Consider the following 13,253-nt stretch of genomic DNA (forward strand, 5'->3'; position numbering starts at 1 on the left):
GAGAATCGGGACATGGGAACCGATCTCCACGAACTGCTGAGGTCACTGCGGGTGTGGGACCCCGCGGTCACCGAGCTGCCGCCCTTCGACCCGGCCACCGCGCCCGGCGACCCCCTGGACCTGTTCGCGCGGTGGTTCGCCGACGCGGTGGCGGCCGGGCAGTGCGAGCCGCACACCGTGTCCCTGGCGACGGCGGACGCGGAGGGGCTGCCGGACGTACGGATCGTGATCCTGCACGGCGCGGACGCCGACGGCTGGTCCTTCGCGACCCACGCGCACAGCCGCAAGGGCGGCCACCTCGCCGCCCGCCCGTACGCCGCGCTGGCCTTCTACTGGCCGGTGCTGGGCCGCCAGGTGCGCCTGCGCGGGCCCGTCGGCGTCGCCCCGGCCGAGGAGGCGCAGGCCGACCTGCACGTCCGCTCCACCGGTGCGCTGGCCTCCGCGCTGACCGGCCGGCAGAGCGGCGTCCTCGGCTCGGTGGAGGAGCTGGCCCGGGCCTCGGACGAGGCCTGGGAGCGGGCGCGGCGGGAGCCGGACGCCCCGGCGCCGTCCTGGACCCTGTACCGCCTCCGGCCGGACGAGGTGGAGTTCTTCCAGGGCGACGCCCGGCGCCGGCACGTACGGCTGCGCTACCGGCGGGCGGAGCGCGGCGCGGCACCGGGATGGGACCGGGAACTGCTCTGGCCGTGAGGACCGGCGGCCCGGCGGCCGTGACGGTCGGGGGCGCGGTGTGCGCAACGGGCCCCGGCCGCGGGAAGGCACCGGCGCGGGCGGGGAAGCCGTCCGGCTCCCCGGCGAGTCGGCGGGCGCCGGGAGGCACGGCCCGTGGTGCCGCCGGCCGGTCGCGGGGCGTCTCCGTGGTGCGCGGGGGCCTCCGGCGTCACGCGGGGGTGTCCGGCGGGGGCGGCTCCGGGTCGGTCGCGAGGCGGGCGTGCAGGTGGGCGTCGCGGAAGGCGTCGAGGCGGCCGGCCTCGAAGATCGCCCCGCGCATGGTCCCCTCGTACCCGAACCCGCACCGCTCGGCGACCCGGCAGGACGCCTCGTGCCCCACGGCGTGATCCAACTCCAGCCGGTGCAGCCCGAGTTCGGTCAGGGCCCAGTGCGCGGCGAGCAGCAGTGCCCGGGTGGCCACCCCCCGGCCGCGCGCCTCCGGGAGCACCCAGTAGCCGACCAGGCCGCGCCGCAGCACCGGGTGGACCTCGTTGACGCCGACGTGCCCCAGCGGCGTACCGCTGCCGGCGTCGGCGATCCGGAAGGACGCCCCCGCGCCGTCCGCGTCGCGCCGCGCGCCCCGGCGCAGCGACTCCCGGGCGTCGGCCAGGTCCGTGATCGGCCGGAACGGGGTGTTCCAGCGGCGGAACTCCGGGTCGGTGAGGCCGCGCAGCCACGTCTGCGCGTCGGCCCGGGACTCCGGGTCCCAGGGGCGCAGACGCAGACCGTGGCCGCGGAGTTCGGGCAGGGGCCGGGGCCGGGTGCGCTCGCGTGTGGGGGCCATGGGGACATTCAAACCCGCCGGGCCGTCCGGCACAGGGGAATCCCCACGCCGGTCCGCCGCGCGAACGAGCAGGCGGCGCCACCGCCCTTGCCCACGATCCCCACAGACGTGATCAATCCGCAACCAATTCCGGTCTTGACCGAGACCCATCAAGCAGGTGCGTGGTTACGCTCGCGCTCATGACCGACTCCACCACGTCCGCGCAGCCCACCGCGTCCCACCCGGCGGACCGTCCCGTCTACGTCGTCGGCGGCGGCCCGGGCGGGCTCTCCGTCGCGTACGCGTTGCGCGCGCGGGGGATACGGGCCGTCGTGCTGGAGCGGTCCGACCGGGTGGGCGCGTCCTGGCGGCGCCACTACGACCGGCTGCGGCTGCACACCACCCGGCGCCTGTCCGCCCTGCCCGGTCTGCCGATGCCGCGCCGGTTCGGGCGGTGGGTGTCCCGGGACGACGTGGTCCGGTACCTGGAGAAGTACGCCGAGCACCACCGCCTGGAGATCGTCACCGGCGTCGAGGTGTCGCGCGTCGAGCGCACCGCGGACGGCACCGGCTGGCTGCTGCACGCCACCGGCGGCCGCGAGCTGACCGGCGCCGCGGTCGTCGTGGCCACCGGTCACAACCACACGCCCCGCGTCCCCGACTGGCCCGGCCTCGACACCTACCCGGGCGAGTTCCTGCACGCCTGCGCGTACCGCGACGCGAGCCCCTTCGCCGGGCGGGACGTGCTCGTCGTCGGGATCGGCAACACGGGTGCCGAGATCGCCGTCGACCTGGTGGAGGGCGGGGCCTCCCGGGTGCGGCTGTCGGTCCGCACCGCTCCGTACGTCCTGCGCCGCTCGACCGCCGGCTGGGCCGCGCAGTACTCGGGCGTGCTGTCCCGGCGGCTTCCCGTCGGCCTGGTGGACCGGCTGGCCCGGCCGCTGGTCAGGATGACCATGCCGGACCTGTCGGCCCACGGCCTGCCCCGTCCGGAGGCCGGGCTCTCCACCAGGGCCGCCGAGGGGGCCGTGCCCGTCCTGGACACCGGTCTGGTCGACGCCGTCCGGAAGGGGGACGTGGAGGTCGTGGCCGCCGTGAAGGGGTTCGAGGGCGGCGAGGTGGTGCTCGCCGACGGCGGCCGCATCCGCCCGGAGGCGGTCGTCGCGGCCACGGGCTACCTGCGCGGCCTGGAGGGCCTCGTCGGTCACCTCGGCGTGCTCGACGAGCGCGGCAGACCGGTCGTCCGCGGCGCCCGCACCCCGCACGGCGCTCCCGGCCTGTACTTCACCGGCTTCACCACCCCCCTCAGCGGCAGCCTGCGCGAACTGGCCCTCGACGCCCGGCGGATCGCCCGGGCGGTGGCCCGCGACGGGGCCCCGGGCGTCTCCCGCCTGCCCGTCGGCTGAGTACCCCGGGCGGCCGTCAGACGGCCGTCGCGCGTCCGGGGGCGGCCGGCCGGCGCCGGATCACCAGCGCCATCAGCGCCGCCGCCGCGCACAGCGCTCCCGAGGCGTACCAGACCACGTCGTAGGAGCCGAAGGCGTCCCGCGCGACGCCGCCGAGGAAGGCGACGAGGGCGGCGCCGACCTGGTGGGAGGCGAGGACCCAGCCGAAGACGATCGGGCTGTCGTCGCCGTAGTGCTCGCGGCACAGGGCGAGGGTGGGCGGGACGGTGGCGACCCAGTCGAGGCCGTAGAAGACGATGAAGAGGACCATCGGGGGGTGGACGCTGGGGGCGAGGAGGAGGGGCAGGAAGAGCAGGGAGACGCCGCGCAGGGCGTAGTAGACGGCGAGCAGGCGGCGCGCGTCGAAGCGGTCGGTGAACCAGCCGGAGGCCACCGTGCCGACGACGTCGAACACCCCGATGACGGCCAGCAGCGAGGCGGCCGCGGTGATCGGCATGCCGTGGTCGTGGGAGGCGGGCACGAAGTGGGTCTGGATCAGGCCGTTGGTCGAGGCGCCGCAGATCGCGAAGGTGCCGGCGAGCAGCCAGAACGGTCCGGTGCGCACCGCGGAGGACAGGACCCCGAGCGCACGGCGGGCGGCGCCCGGGACGGGCTCGGGCTTCGGCACGAACTCCTGCGCCCCGTACGGCTTCTCCCCCACGTCGGCCGGGTGGTCGTGCAGCAGCAGCCAGACGAAGGGGACGACCGCGAGGGCGGCCAGCGCCACGGTGACGGCCGCCGGGCGCCAGTCGTGCTCCGAGACGATCCAGGACAGCACGGGCAGGAAGATCAGCTGCCCGGAGGCGGACGCGGCGGTGAGGATGCCGCTGACCAGGCCGCGGCGCTCGGTGAACCAGCGGTTGGTGACGGTGGCGGCGAAGGCGAGCGCCATGGAGCCGGAGCCGAGGCCCACCAGCAGGCCCCAGCACAGCAGGAGCTGCCAGGGCGCCGTCATCCACACCGTCAGGCCCGAGCCGAGCGCGATCACGGTGAGGGCGGCCGCGACGACCCGCCGGATGCCGTAGCGGTCCATCAGCGCCGCCGCGAAGGGGGCGGTGAGGCCGTACAGGGCGAGGTTCACGGAGACCGCGGCGCCGATGGTGCCGCGCGACCAGCCGAACTCCTCGTGCAGCGGGTCGATGAACAGGCCCGGCACGGAGCGGAAGGCGGCCGCGCCGATGATCGTCACGAAGGTGACGGCGGCGACGAACCACGCGCGGTGGACGCGGCTGCGGGTCGGCGTGCGGCCGCTCGCGGGCTGCTCCACGGCGGCGGCTGTCTCGCTTGTCTGGGTCACGTCATAGATCGTGTGGGGGCCGGGCCTCCCGATCGAGTGGCCCGAAGGACAGCGTTCGCTAGGATCGGGCCATGGATCCGGCCGACCGCACGCCCCGCACCGACGCGTTCCGGCCCCACCGCGTCGTCGTCCTCGCCCTCGACGGGCTGCTCCCCTTCGAGCTGGGCATCCCGCACCGCATCTTCGGCCGCCCCAGGGACGCGCACGGGCGGCGGCTGTACGAGGTCGTCACCTGCTCGGTCCGGCCGCCCGGGCCGGTCGAGACGGACGCCGACTTCGCCGTCCACGTCGGCAACGGCCCGGAGGCGCTCGCCACCGCCGACACGGTGGTCGTCCCCGCCTCCTACGAACTGGGCCCGGTGTACGAGCGGGGCGAGCTGACCGGCGAGCTGGCCGCCGCCCTCGCGCGCGTCCGGCCCGGCACCCGGCTCGCCTCCATCTGCACCGGCGTCTACGTCCTCGCCGCCGCCGGTCTCCTCGACGGCCGGCCCGCCACCACCCACTGGGCGGACGCCGAGCGGTTCCAGCGGCTCTTCCCCCGCGTCGCGGTCGACCCGGACGTGCTGTTCGTCGACGACGGCGACATCCTGACCTCCGCGGGCGTCGCGGCCGGCATCGACCTGTGCCTGCACATCGTGCGGCGCGACCACGGCGCCACCGTCGCCAACGAGGTGGCCCGCCGCACGGTCGTGCCGCCGCACCGCGACGGCGGACAGGCGCAGTACGTCCAGCGGCCGGTGCCCGATCCGCAGCAGGCGTCCACCACCGGCGCCCGCGCGTGGGCACTGGGCCGCCTGCACGAGCCGATCCAGCTGCGCGACATGGCCGCGCGGGAGTCGATGTCGGTCCGCACCTTCACGCGCCGTTTCCGCGAGGAGACCGGCGTCAGCCCGGGGCAGTGGCTGACCCAGCAGCGGGTGGAGCGGGCCCGGCACCTGCTGGAGTCCACCGGTCTGTCGGTGGACCGGGTGGCCCGCGACGCGGGGTTCGGTTCGGCCCAGTCGATGCGGCAGCACCTCCAGGCGGCGCTGGGGGTGACGCCGACGGCGTACCGGCGGACGTTCCGGGCGGGCAAGTCCGAACCCGGCTCGCCCGCCTCCGTCGGAACGTGAGCGCCGCGCACCGCGCACCGGAATCCCGCGAAGCCACCCCCAGCCTGTGGAGGAACGGGCCGTCGCGCGTCGCGCACGGCGGCGGTGCGGCGCTGTCCGCCCCGAGCACGGCAGCGCCGCACCGCCTCCCGAATCCGGCGCTCCCTCCCCCGGTCCCCTCGGCCTTGCGGGAACCGACGCCGGATCACGACCCACACTCGCCGAGGGCCTCCGTCGTCGAAGCCCTCGCCGTCCCCTCACGGCGAATCGCTGACGACCAGAGTGATCAATCGGTCACCGCGCGTCAACACCGTTTCGGGTGACTATGAGTTGCTTCAGGTATATGCCCGGTTTATGGGCACCGCGCACGGGAGCACACCCGGCGCACCGGTTCACGCCCAGGCCCGCGCGGGCGGCCGGCCGTGCACCTGTGCACCGAGGCCGCCGCCGCAGGGCGCCGCGGCCTCACGCGTGCGCGCACAGCGGTCCAGTTCGCACCAGATGCGCTTCCCGGCGCCCTCGGAGCTCCAGCCCCAGCGGTCGGCCAGGCCGTCCACGAGGGCGAGCCCGCGCCCGCCGGTGGCCTCGTCGCCCGCGCAACGCGGCACCGGCGCCCGGTCGCTGCGGTCGGCCACCTCCAGGCGGACGGTGGCCTCCCCGGCCTCCGCGCCCGGCAGGGACAGCCGCAGCACGGCCGGACAGCCGGTGTGCACCACGGCGTTGGTGACGAGCTCCGAGACGAGCAGGATCAGCGTCTCGGCGAGCGGTTCGTCGGCCTCTATGCCGGCCCCGGCCAGACGCGAGCGGGCCCACCGCCGGGCCCGTCCCACCTCAGCGGGGTCGGGCCGGATCTCCAGCTGCACTTGAAGCACCTGCACCGCTCACACCATCCGAACCGGCGGACACTTGGACTCGCGCCTCACGAGGGCCACGATCGTAGCCATTTTCTGCATGGCCAGAACAACGGCCGGGACATGGATCACGGAACGTGAATCCCTTGCAGGAAAGCATGGTTGACGTACAGTCACGCCAACAAGCGCTTCGGGCATATTCCAGCGCGAAGGAGTACCCGTGCGGCATACTGTGCGACGCCCGCCGCAAGGGGTCGAACGGGCGGCGGCGTCCGGCCCGGCCGCCCGGCGAACGGCGGCAGGCACCGGCGGATCCGGAGTCACCTCGGGGGCGATTCCGGCGCGGTGCGTGCTCCCAACCACTCGCATCTCACACAAGGTACCGGAGCGGACGTCCGACTCCGGGCCGTGACGGGTCACGCACGGGACACGACCGGGCATCAACGCTCCGTGACCACGGACGTGCCACGTTCCGTGACATCCGCGCGGAGCGCTCGGCGCCCTCGCGGACGGGGGCTGCGCCGGGCCGTTCCGGAGGGCGGACCGCCGGCGCGCCTCCCTCACCGTCCGTGCGCGAATCCGCACGTCGGGTCCTCGGCGGGGCGCGGACGCGCCTCCGGCCCCCGGTGGCGCGGCGTCCGCCGGGGCGCCGGCGGCGGCGTCCCGGCGGACCGCCGCGCGAGCCGCCTCCCCGGGGACGGCGTCCCCGCGCGCGGGCGGGCCGCCGCCCGGTGGGCCCCGGCCGGGCGCCCGAACCGTTCACGGGTCCGGGCGTGTTGCGCCGCCCGTCCGCATACGCGTGTGCGGACCGCGGGCGTGCGTACGGACCGCGGGCGAGCGCTACTCGGGGACGGTGAAGTAGCGCGCGAAGGCGCGCACGATCTCCTCCTCGCCGATCCTGCCGTCGCCGTCCGCGTCCAGCGCGGCGGCCGCCGCGCGGGCCTGGTCCCCGGAGACCCCGAGCACCTGGAGGACGCGCACGACGTCCTCGACGGTGGCCGCCCCGTCGCCGTCGGCGTCGGCGACGTCGAGGGCCGCGTGCAGGAAGGGGCGGGCGATCTCCGCGAACCGGTCCGGGTTGTCCCGCAGCCGCTTGACCGCGCCGTTCACGAACTCCTCGCGCGTGATGCGCTGGTCGCCGTCCCGGTCCGCGATCCCCGCCATGCCCTGCCAGAACGCCTCGGCACCGCCGTACAGGGCCTGGCCCTTGTCGGAGCGGGCCGCGACGCCGAACTCGGCGAGCAGCGCCTTGGCCGCTCCGCTGAAGTCCTCGCGGTCGATGTAGCCGTTGCCGTCCTGGTCGCAGGTGGCGAACCGGGCCGCGATCCTGCGCTCGTACTCACTGGTGACCATGTCTTTTTCAGGCCGCCTTAGGTCAGTGGGGTCGTATCGCTGGGAGCGTACGTCGTGCGGGGCCGTCCGGGAGCCCGAAAGCGGCGCCTGTGCCAGGACCGGGGAAATTCCGGGACAACCGCGTGGCACGGGCGGGTGGACGCGCACGGCTCCGCGGACGGGGCGCGCGCGTGCGGCCGTCACCCGGCCGGTGCCGGGCACGCTCCCGCGGCCGGACGGCGCGCCGCCGGCGGAAGGGGACGCGGCTCACGCCGACAGGGGGCGCGGATCCTCGTCGACCGCGGACCGGACGTCCGGGTGGACGTCGAACAGGCGGCGGACGCCGAGCGCGCCGAGCACCTTGTTGACGTGACTGCCGTCGGCGGCGCCCCGGTCGGGCAGGATCAGCCGCAGGCTGCCCTGGCACGAGCGCAGCAGCCGCCGGGCGGCGATGAGCACGCCGACCCCGCTGGAATCGCAGAACCACACGTCGGAGAGGTCGAGGACGAGGCTGTGCCTGCCGTCGGCCACCACGTCGTGCACCCGCTGGCGCAGTACCGGGGACGTCACCAGGTCCAGTTCGCCCGACACCCGGAGCACGGTCCACGGACCCTGCTCCCCGTCGGTCACTTTGAAGGTCACCACCACGCCCTTCGCCCTCCGAACGGAAGCAGTGCCTACGCTTCCTTGCAGCGCGGCTGCCCAGCGGCCGTTCCCTGAAACACGCCCCGGAAAACGACTGCCGATCAGAAAAGGCTTGTTCCAGTCGGATTCAATCCGATTCGATCGACTCCGATCGAATCGGCAGAGGGAGGGCACGCTCCGGACGGCATCCGGCGTGCATGATCGGCTCCTTACCACCCGCGGCTCCGCCGGGGGCGCACATTGCCACAAAGGGGCGTGCGGAATCGGGCGTGCCGACTACATTCGTGGAGACGGTGGGCACACGCTGGACCCGGGCACCGACCGGCCCGGGACACCAGGGAAGAACAGGGGGTGAGGGCCCGCATGACCAGAAGGGACGTACCGCCCCGCTGGGACCGCAGGATGCAGCAGCGGCTCGCGCACGGGGAGGCGGCCGCGCTCGGGGAGCTCTACGACCGGTTCGCCTCCCTCGTGCACGGCCTGGCCCATCGCGTCCTCGACGACGAGCACGCCGCCGACGCGATCACCCGCGACGTCTTCGCCCACGTCTGGCAGCACCCGGACGCCTACGACCCCAGGCAGGGCCCGCTGCGCTCCTGGCTCGCCCTGCTGACCCACCGGCTGGCCGTGCAGCGGCTGCGCACCACCGAGACCGCGGCGCTCGCCCGCGGCGGCCCCGGCACCACGGAGGACCTGGAGCGCAAGGTGCGCCACGCCTCGGTGGCCGCCCGCGCCGACTACATCGTCCAGTCCATGCCGGCGCCGCTGCGGGCCGCGCTGGAACTGGCGTACTTCCAGCGCCGCGACTACCACCAGACCGCCGTCGACCTGGGCGTCACCGACGACGAGGCCCGCCGCCGCCTCCGCCTGGGCCTGCAACTGCTGTCCACCGCCCACGACACCGAGGCCCCGGGCACCCCTCCGGGGATCGGGGGTGCCGCGTGAGCGAGACCCGTCTCGAGCCGCACCGCGACCACAGGGGAGAGGCCGAACAGCTCGTGCTGGAGCACCGCGTGCTGAAGTCGCTGCTCGGCGCCTGGGCGCTGGCCGCCTGCTCGTCGGCGGAGGCGGAGGCCGTCGAGGAGCACCTCGGCACCTGCGGGCCCTGCGCGGACGAGGCGCTGCGGCTGCGCGAGGCGGTCGGCCTGCTCCAGCGCCCCGAGAGCCTCGACCTGGACCCGGGCCTGCGCACCCGCGTCCTGGAGACCTGCCTGGAGCGGCGCCCGCCGCGCACCCCCGTGCCGGAGTGGGCCGCCGCCTACGACGCCGAGACCGCGCGCCTGGACGCGCTGCTCCAGGACTTCGGGGACGCCGAGTGGCACGCGCCGGTGCGGCTGCGCTGGTACGAGGCCGACGAGGCGAGCACGCGCCGCACCACCGTCGCCGGGGTCATCGCGCACCTGCTGACGGTCGACGGACTGGTCGCGGTCGCCCTCGGCCTGGACGACCCGCTCGGGGACGTCCGGCCCGAGCGTCCCACCCCGACGGCCCGCACCGAGGCCTACTGGCGGGCCGCGCACTTCCCGCCCACCCGCTCCGTGCGGACGCCCTGGCGGGAGCAGAGCCACCACCTCGTACGGACCGTGTCCTTCGCCGACGGCGGCGCCGGGCGGCTGCCGGTGTCGTACGGCGACTACGAACTGCCCCTGCACGACGCGATGCTGGACCGCGCCTTCGAGTGCTGGGTGCACGGGGAGGACATCGCCGAGGCGGTGGACTACCCCTACGAACCGCCCTCCGGACGGCATCTGCACGGCATCGTGGAGCTGGCCGCGCGGATGCTCCCGGCCGTGCTGGAGCACCGCCGCCTCCACGGACTGGCCTCCCCCGTCGAGCGGCGTCTGGTCGCCGCCGGCGAACCGGGGCGCAGCCTGCGGCTGGAGATCGAGGGGTCCGGCGGCGGTGAGTGGCTGATCCCGCTGGACTCCCCCGCCGCGAAGGGCTCCGCCGAGCACGAGGTGGCCCACATCGCCCTGGACGGCGCGGAGTTCTGCCGCCTGGCCGCGGGCCACGTGTCCCCGCAGGAGGCGGCCGTCGGCCAGGTGGGGGACCGCGGGGCGATCAGGGACGTCCTGCTGGCGGCGGCCTCGATGAGCAGGATGTAGCGGGCCGCCGCGGGCGCCCCGGGGTCCGTCGTCCGGATCGGGCCGCAGGACGTCGGCGGTGGCCTGTCGTCGCCGCGGACGCGCGTGCCGGGCCCCGCGTCCGCGGCATGGTCGGGACGACGGGTCCTAGGCGAACACCACCGTGCGGCGGCCGTTCAGCAGGATGCGGTGTTCCGCGTGCCACTTCACCGCGCGGGCGAGCGCCTGGCACTCCACGTCCCGGCCGACGGCGACGAGCTGGTCGGGGGTGACGCCGTGGCCCACCCGCTCGACCTCCTGCTCGATGATCGGGCCCTCGTCGAGGTCGGCGGTGACGTAGTGGGCGGTGGCGCCGATGAGCTTCACGCCCCGCGCGTGCGCCTGGTGGTACGGCTTCGCGCCCTTGAAGCTCGGCAGGAAGGAGTGGTGGATGTTGATGATCCGCCCGGACAGCTGCTTGCACAGGTCGTCCGAGAGCACCTGCATGTAGCGGGCGAGGACGACGAGCTCCACCCTCTCCTCGCGCACGATCTCCAGCAGCCGCGCCTCGGCCTCCGGCTTGGTGTCCCTCGTCACCGGGATGTGGTGGAAGGGGATGTTGTACGAGGAGACCAGCTCGGCGAAGTCGGTGTGGTTGGACACCACTCCGGCGATCTCCACGGGCAGCGCGCCGGTCCGCGCGCGGAACAGCAGGTCGTTCAGGCAGTGGCCGAACCGGCTGACCATCAGCAGGATGCGCATCTTCTGGTCGGCCCGGTCGATCCGCCAGTCCATCTGGAAGGAGTCGCCGATCGCCGCGAAGCTGGCCCGCAGCTTCTCCACCGTCACCGGGGCGTCCGCCGAGAAGTGGACGCGCATGAAGAACAGTCCCGTGTCGTGGTCGCCGAACTGCTGGCTGTCCTCGATGTTGCAGCCGGTCATGAACAGGTAGCTGGACACCGCGTGCACGATGCCCTGCTTGTCGGGACAGGACAGGGTGAGGACGTACTGGTCGGCCGGGGCCGCGACTCGGGTGGACTGCTCGCTCATGCAGAAAAGGGTCCCACACGAGGGGGTGCGGCCGGCCGGCCGTTCCGCTACGCGGACCGCGTCATGATCCGCAGCACCTCGAGGGTGCGCGGCGGGGCGTCGGGGTCCTCGCCGTCGCTCGCCGCCATCCGCACGTGCGCGTCCCGCGCGGCCCGCACCGCCTCCGGCCACCCCTGGTGCTCGAGGTAGGCGGTGACCGGCGCGTCCGGGCCGACCTGGTGCATGATCCGCAGCACCCGCAGCACCGCGGTGTCGACGAGCGCCGCCTCCTGGGAGTCGCGGAAGATCGTGCCGACGTACTTCTCGGCGGACCAGTTGTCCAGCCAGGTGTCCTCGACCAGCCGGTAGACCGCGTCGGTGACGTCCCCGTAGCCTTCCACCCCGGCCAGCCAGACGTCCCGCTGGAACACGGGATCGGAGAGCATGTGCAGCGCGGAGCGCACATTGCTGCGCCAGCGCCACCACGGCATGTCGTTGAGTGGCATGCCGCCCATGGTGGAGGAGCGACGGCCACGGCGGGAAGAGTTCTCCGAACCTTGCACGGTCGTCGATCGTACGTTTCCGCGTCCCGCGGGGCGCACCGGACCCCGTAATTCACCCTCCCGTCACCGCCTGTTGGGTAACGGTCACTCCGGGGTTGGCCGTGTGGCGGAATCGTGCGTGCCCATGACCGGCAGGCGACGCATCCGCAGCACGTTCCTCCCCCGCCTTCTCACCCGGCGCGCCAGAGCCGGTGCCGCGACCGCGGGCGCGCTGGCGGTGTGCACGTCACTCGCCGCCGGCTGCGGGATCGTCCCCGGTGCCACGGGGGGCTCCGGGGACGATCCGATCACCGTGATGACCTGGGCCCCCGAGAACACCGACACCACCAACAAGCCCGGAATGCCCGCGTTCGCCCAGGCCTACGCCCGCTGGATCAACGCCCAGGGCGGCATCAACGGCCGCCCGCTCAACGTCCTGACCTGCAACGACCGGAACGACACCGTGGCCGCCGCGCGGTGCGCCCGGCGCGCGGTCCAGGAGAACGCCGTCGCGGTCGTCGGCTCCTACAGCGTGCACGCCGACTCCTTCCTCCCCACCCTCGAGGGCGCCGGCATCCCGTACATCGGCGGCTACGGCATCACCAACGACGAGTTCACCAGCCCCCTGTCCTTCCCCGTCAACGGCGGCCAGCCGGTGCTGCTGGCCGGTCTCGGCCGCACCCTCGCCGACACCTGCGGACCGGTCGCCCTGATCCGGCCCGACACCATCGCGGGCGACCAGCTGCCCCCGCTGCTCGACTCGGGCCTCGAGGCGGGCGGGCACGCGCCGGCCGGGGACCTGCGGGCGGCGGAGGACGCCACCGCGTACGACGGCGAGGCCCAGCGGGCGCTGGAGCACACCACCACCGACCCGGCAAAGCCCGGCTGCGTCGTGCCCGCCCTCGGCGACCGCGCGGGCACCTTCATGGACTCCTTCCGGCGGGCCCGCGGCGACTCCTCCGACGTGCGCACCGCGACCGTGCTGGGCAGCGTCGACCAGTCGACGGTCGACGCCTCCGGCGGGGCGTCGGGGCCGTACGAGGGGTCGTACGTCACCGGCTGGTACCCGTCGGCGGGCGACGCGCGCTGGAAGCCGATGAGGAAGGTGATCGAGGAGGAGGCGTTCGGCGACAACCGGATCGACGCCGCGGACGCCGGGGTGCAGACCACCTGGATCGCCTACACCGTGTTCCGGCGGGTCGTCGAGTCGCTCGGCGACGGCGAGGTGACCGCCGACACCGTGACCGGGGCCCTGAAGGGCGGGCTGAAGATCGACACGGGCGGGCTCACCCCCACCCTGCAGTGGAAGTTCCAGGACGAGCTCGCCGCCGTCGGCTTCCCCCGCCTGGCCAACGCCCACGTCACGCTGCAGGTGGTCCGGGACGGCCGGCTGGTGTCGGCCCGCGACGGCTTCATCGACGTCACCCGGACGCTGCGCGAGGCGGACCTGGCGTAACGCACGCCGCCGGACACGGCGGTGGGGC

The 13,253-nt window shown here is 74.6% G+C and carries 13 protein-coding genes; 6 read left to right on the forward strand and 7 right to left on the reverse strand.

What is annotated here, in order from left to right:
- Window positions 1-12: 12 nt before the first annotated feature.
- Window positions 13-690 (forward strand): pyridoxal 5'-phosphate synthase, encoded by a 678-nt coding sequence (locus GL259_RS17620; RefSeq protein WP_159533905.1) that lies wholly within the window; start codon window positions 13-15, stop codon window positions 688-690.
- Window positions 691-880: 190 nt separating this feature from the next.
- Here GL259_RS17620 and GL259_RS17625 read toward each other — a convergent pair whose 3' ends face one another.
- Entirely contained in the window at window positions 881-1,495 is a 615-nt protein-coding gene (locus GL259_RS17625; protein WP_159533907.1) for a GNAT family N-acetyltransferase, read from the reverse strand.
- Window positions 1,496-1,674: 179 nt separating this feature from the next.
- On the opposite strand from GL259_RS17625, the gene GL259_RS17630 reads away from it, so the two are divergent.
- The gene (locus tag GL259_RS17630; protein WP_159533909.1) at window positions 1,675-2,880 is read left to right on the forward strand and encodes an NAD(P)/FAD-dependent oxidoreductase; all 1,206 of its coding nucleotides are present in this window, start codon (window positions 1,675-1,677) and stop codon (window positions 2,878-2,880) included.
- Between the two features lie 16 nt (window positions 2,881-2,896).
- Here the strand turns inward: GL259_RS17630 and GL259_RS17635 are convergent, their stop codons facing one another.
- Complete coding sequence (locus GL259_RS17635; RefSeq protein ID WP_159533911.1) at window positions 2,897-4,216, reverse strand: MFS transporter; 1,320 nt, start codon at window positions 4,214-4,216, stop codon at window positions 2,897-2,899.
- A 71-nt stretch (window positions 4,217-4,287) separates the two neighbouring features.
- Here GL259_RS17635 and GL259_RS17640 point away from each other — a divergent pair, with 71 nt between their 5' ends.
- The gene (locus GL259_RS17640; protein ID WP_159533913.1) at window positions 4,288-5,328 is read left to right on the forward strand and encodes a helix-turn-helix domain-containing protein; all 1,041 of its coding nucleotides are present in this window, start codon (window positions 4,288-4,290) and stop codon (window positions 5,326-5,328) included.
- Window positions 5,329-5,699: 371 nt separating this feature from the next.
- Here GL259_RS17640 and GL259_RS17645 read toward each other — a convergent pair whose 3' ends face one another.
- The 3 genes from GL259_RS17645 to GL259_RS17655 all read right to left on the reverse strand — a co-directional run bounded on the left by GL259_RS17645 (window position 5,700) and on the right by GL259_RS17655 (window position 8,138).
- Window positions 5,700-6,170 carry an ATP-binding protein gene (locus tag GL259_RS17645; protein WP_166461652.1) on the reverse strand — a complete coding sequence of 157 codons (471 nt, stop codon included), beginning with the start codon at window positions 6,168-6,170 and terminating at the stop codon, window positions 5,700-5,702.
- Window positions 6,171-6,998: 828 nt separating this feature from the next.
- Entirely contained in the window at window positions 6,999-7,511 is a 513-nt protein-coding gene (locus tag GL259_RS17650; protein WP_159533917.1) for an EF-hand domain-containing protein, read from the reverse strand.
- Between the two features lie 246 nt (window positions 7,512-7,757).
- Complete coding sequence (locus tag GL259_RS17655) at window positions 7,758-8,138, reverse strand: STAS domain-containing protein (RefSeq protein WP_159533918.1); 381 nt, start codon at window positions 8,136-8,138, stop codon at window positions 7,758-7,760.
- Between the two features lie 360 nt (window positions 8,139-8,498).
- Between GL259_RS17655 and GL259_RS39525 the strand changes: the two genes are divergently transcribed.
- Window positions 8,499-9,080, forward strand: a complete 582-nt coding sequence (locus GL259_RS39525; RefSeq protein ID WP_159533920.1) for a sigma factor — start codon at window positions 8,499-8,501, stop codon at window positions 9,078-9,080.
- A complete protein-coding gene (locus GL259_RS17665; RefSeq protein ID WP_347814619.1) occupies window positions 9,077-10,240 on the forward strand; it encodes a maleylpyruvate isomerase N-terminal domain-containing protein in 1,164 nt (387 codons plus the stop codon). Before GL259_RS39525 ends, GL259_RS17665 begins: the two co-directional genes overlap by 4 nt.
- A gap of 126 nt (window positions 10,241-10,366) precedes the next feature.
- Here GL259_RS17665 and purU read toward each other — a convergent pair whose 3' ends face one another.
- Together purU and GL259_RS17675 are read right to left on the reverse strand one after the other, a co-directional pair.
- Window positions 10,367-11,248 carry a formyltetrahydrofolate deformylase gene (gene purU / locus GL259_RS17670; protein WP_159533922.1) on the reverse strand — a complete coding sequence of 294 codons (882 nt, stop codon included), beginning with the start codon at window positions 11,246-11,248 and terminating at the stop codon, window positions 10,367-10,369.
- A 47-nt stretch (window positions 11,249-11,295) separates the two neighbouring features.
- Window positions 11,296-11,742 carry a hypothetical protein gene (locus GL259_RS17675; protein ID WP_159533924.1) on the reverse strand — a complete coding sequence of 149 codons (447 nt, stop codon included), beginning with the start codon at window positions 11,740-11,742 and terminating at the stop codon, window positions 11,296-11,298.
- Between the two features lie 172 nt (window positions 11,743-11,914).
- On the opposite strand from GL259_RS17675, the gene GL259_RS17680 reads away from it, so the two are divergent.
- Window positions 11,915-13,225: an ABC transporter substrate-binding protein gene (locus tag GL259_RS17680; protein WP_159533926.1), complete on the forward strand. Its 1,311-nt coding sequence runs from the start codon at window positions 11,915-11,917 to the stop codon at window positions 13,223-13,225.
- The last annotated feature ends 28 nt before the right edge of the window (window positions 13,226-13,253 follow it).

Source organism: Streptomyces sp. Tu 3180 (genome assembly GCF_009852415.1).
Lineage (GTDB): Bacteria > Actinomycetota > Actinomycetes > Streptomycetales > Streptomycetaceae > Streptomyces.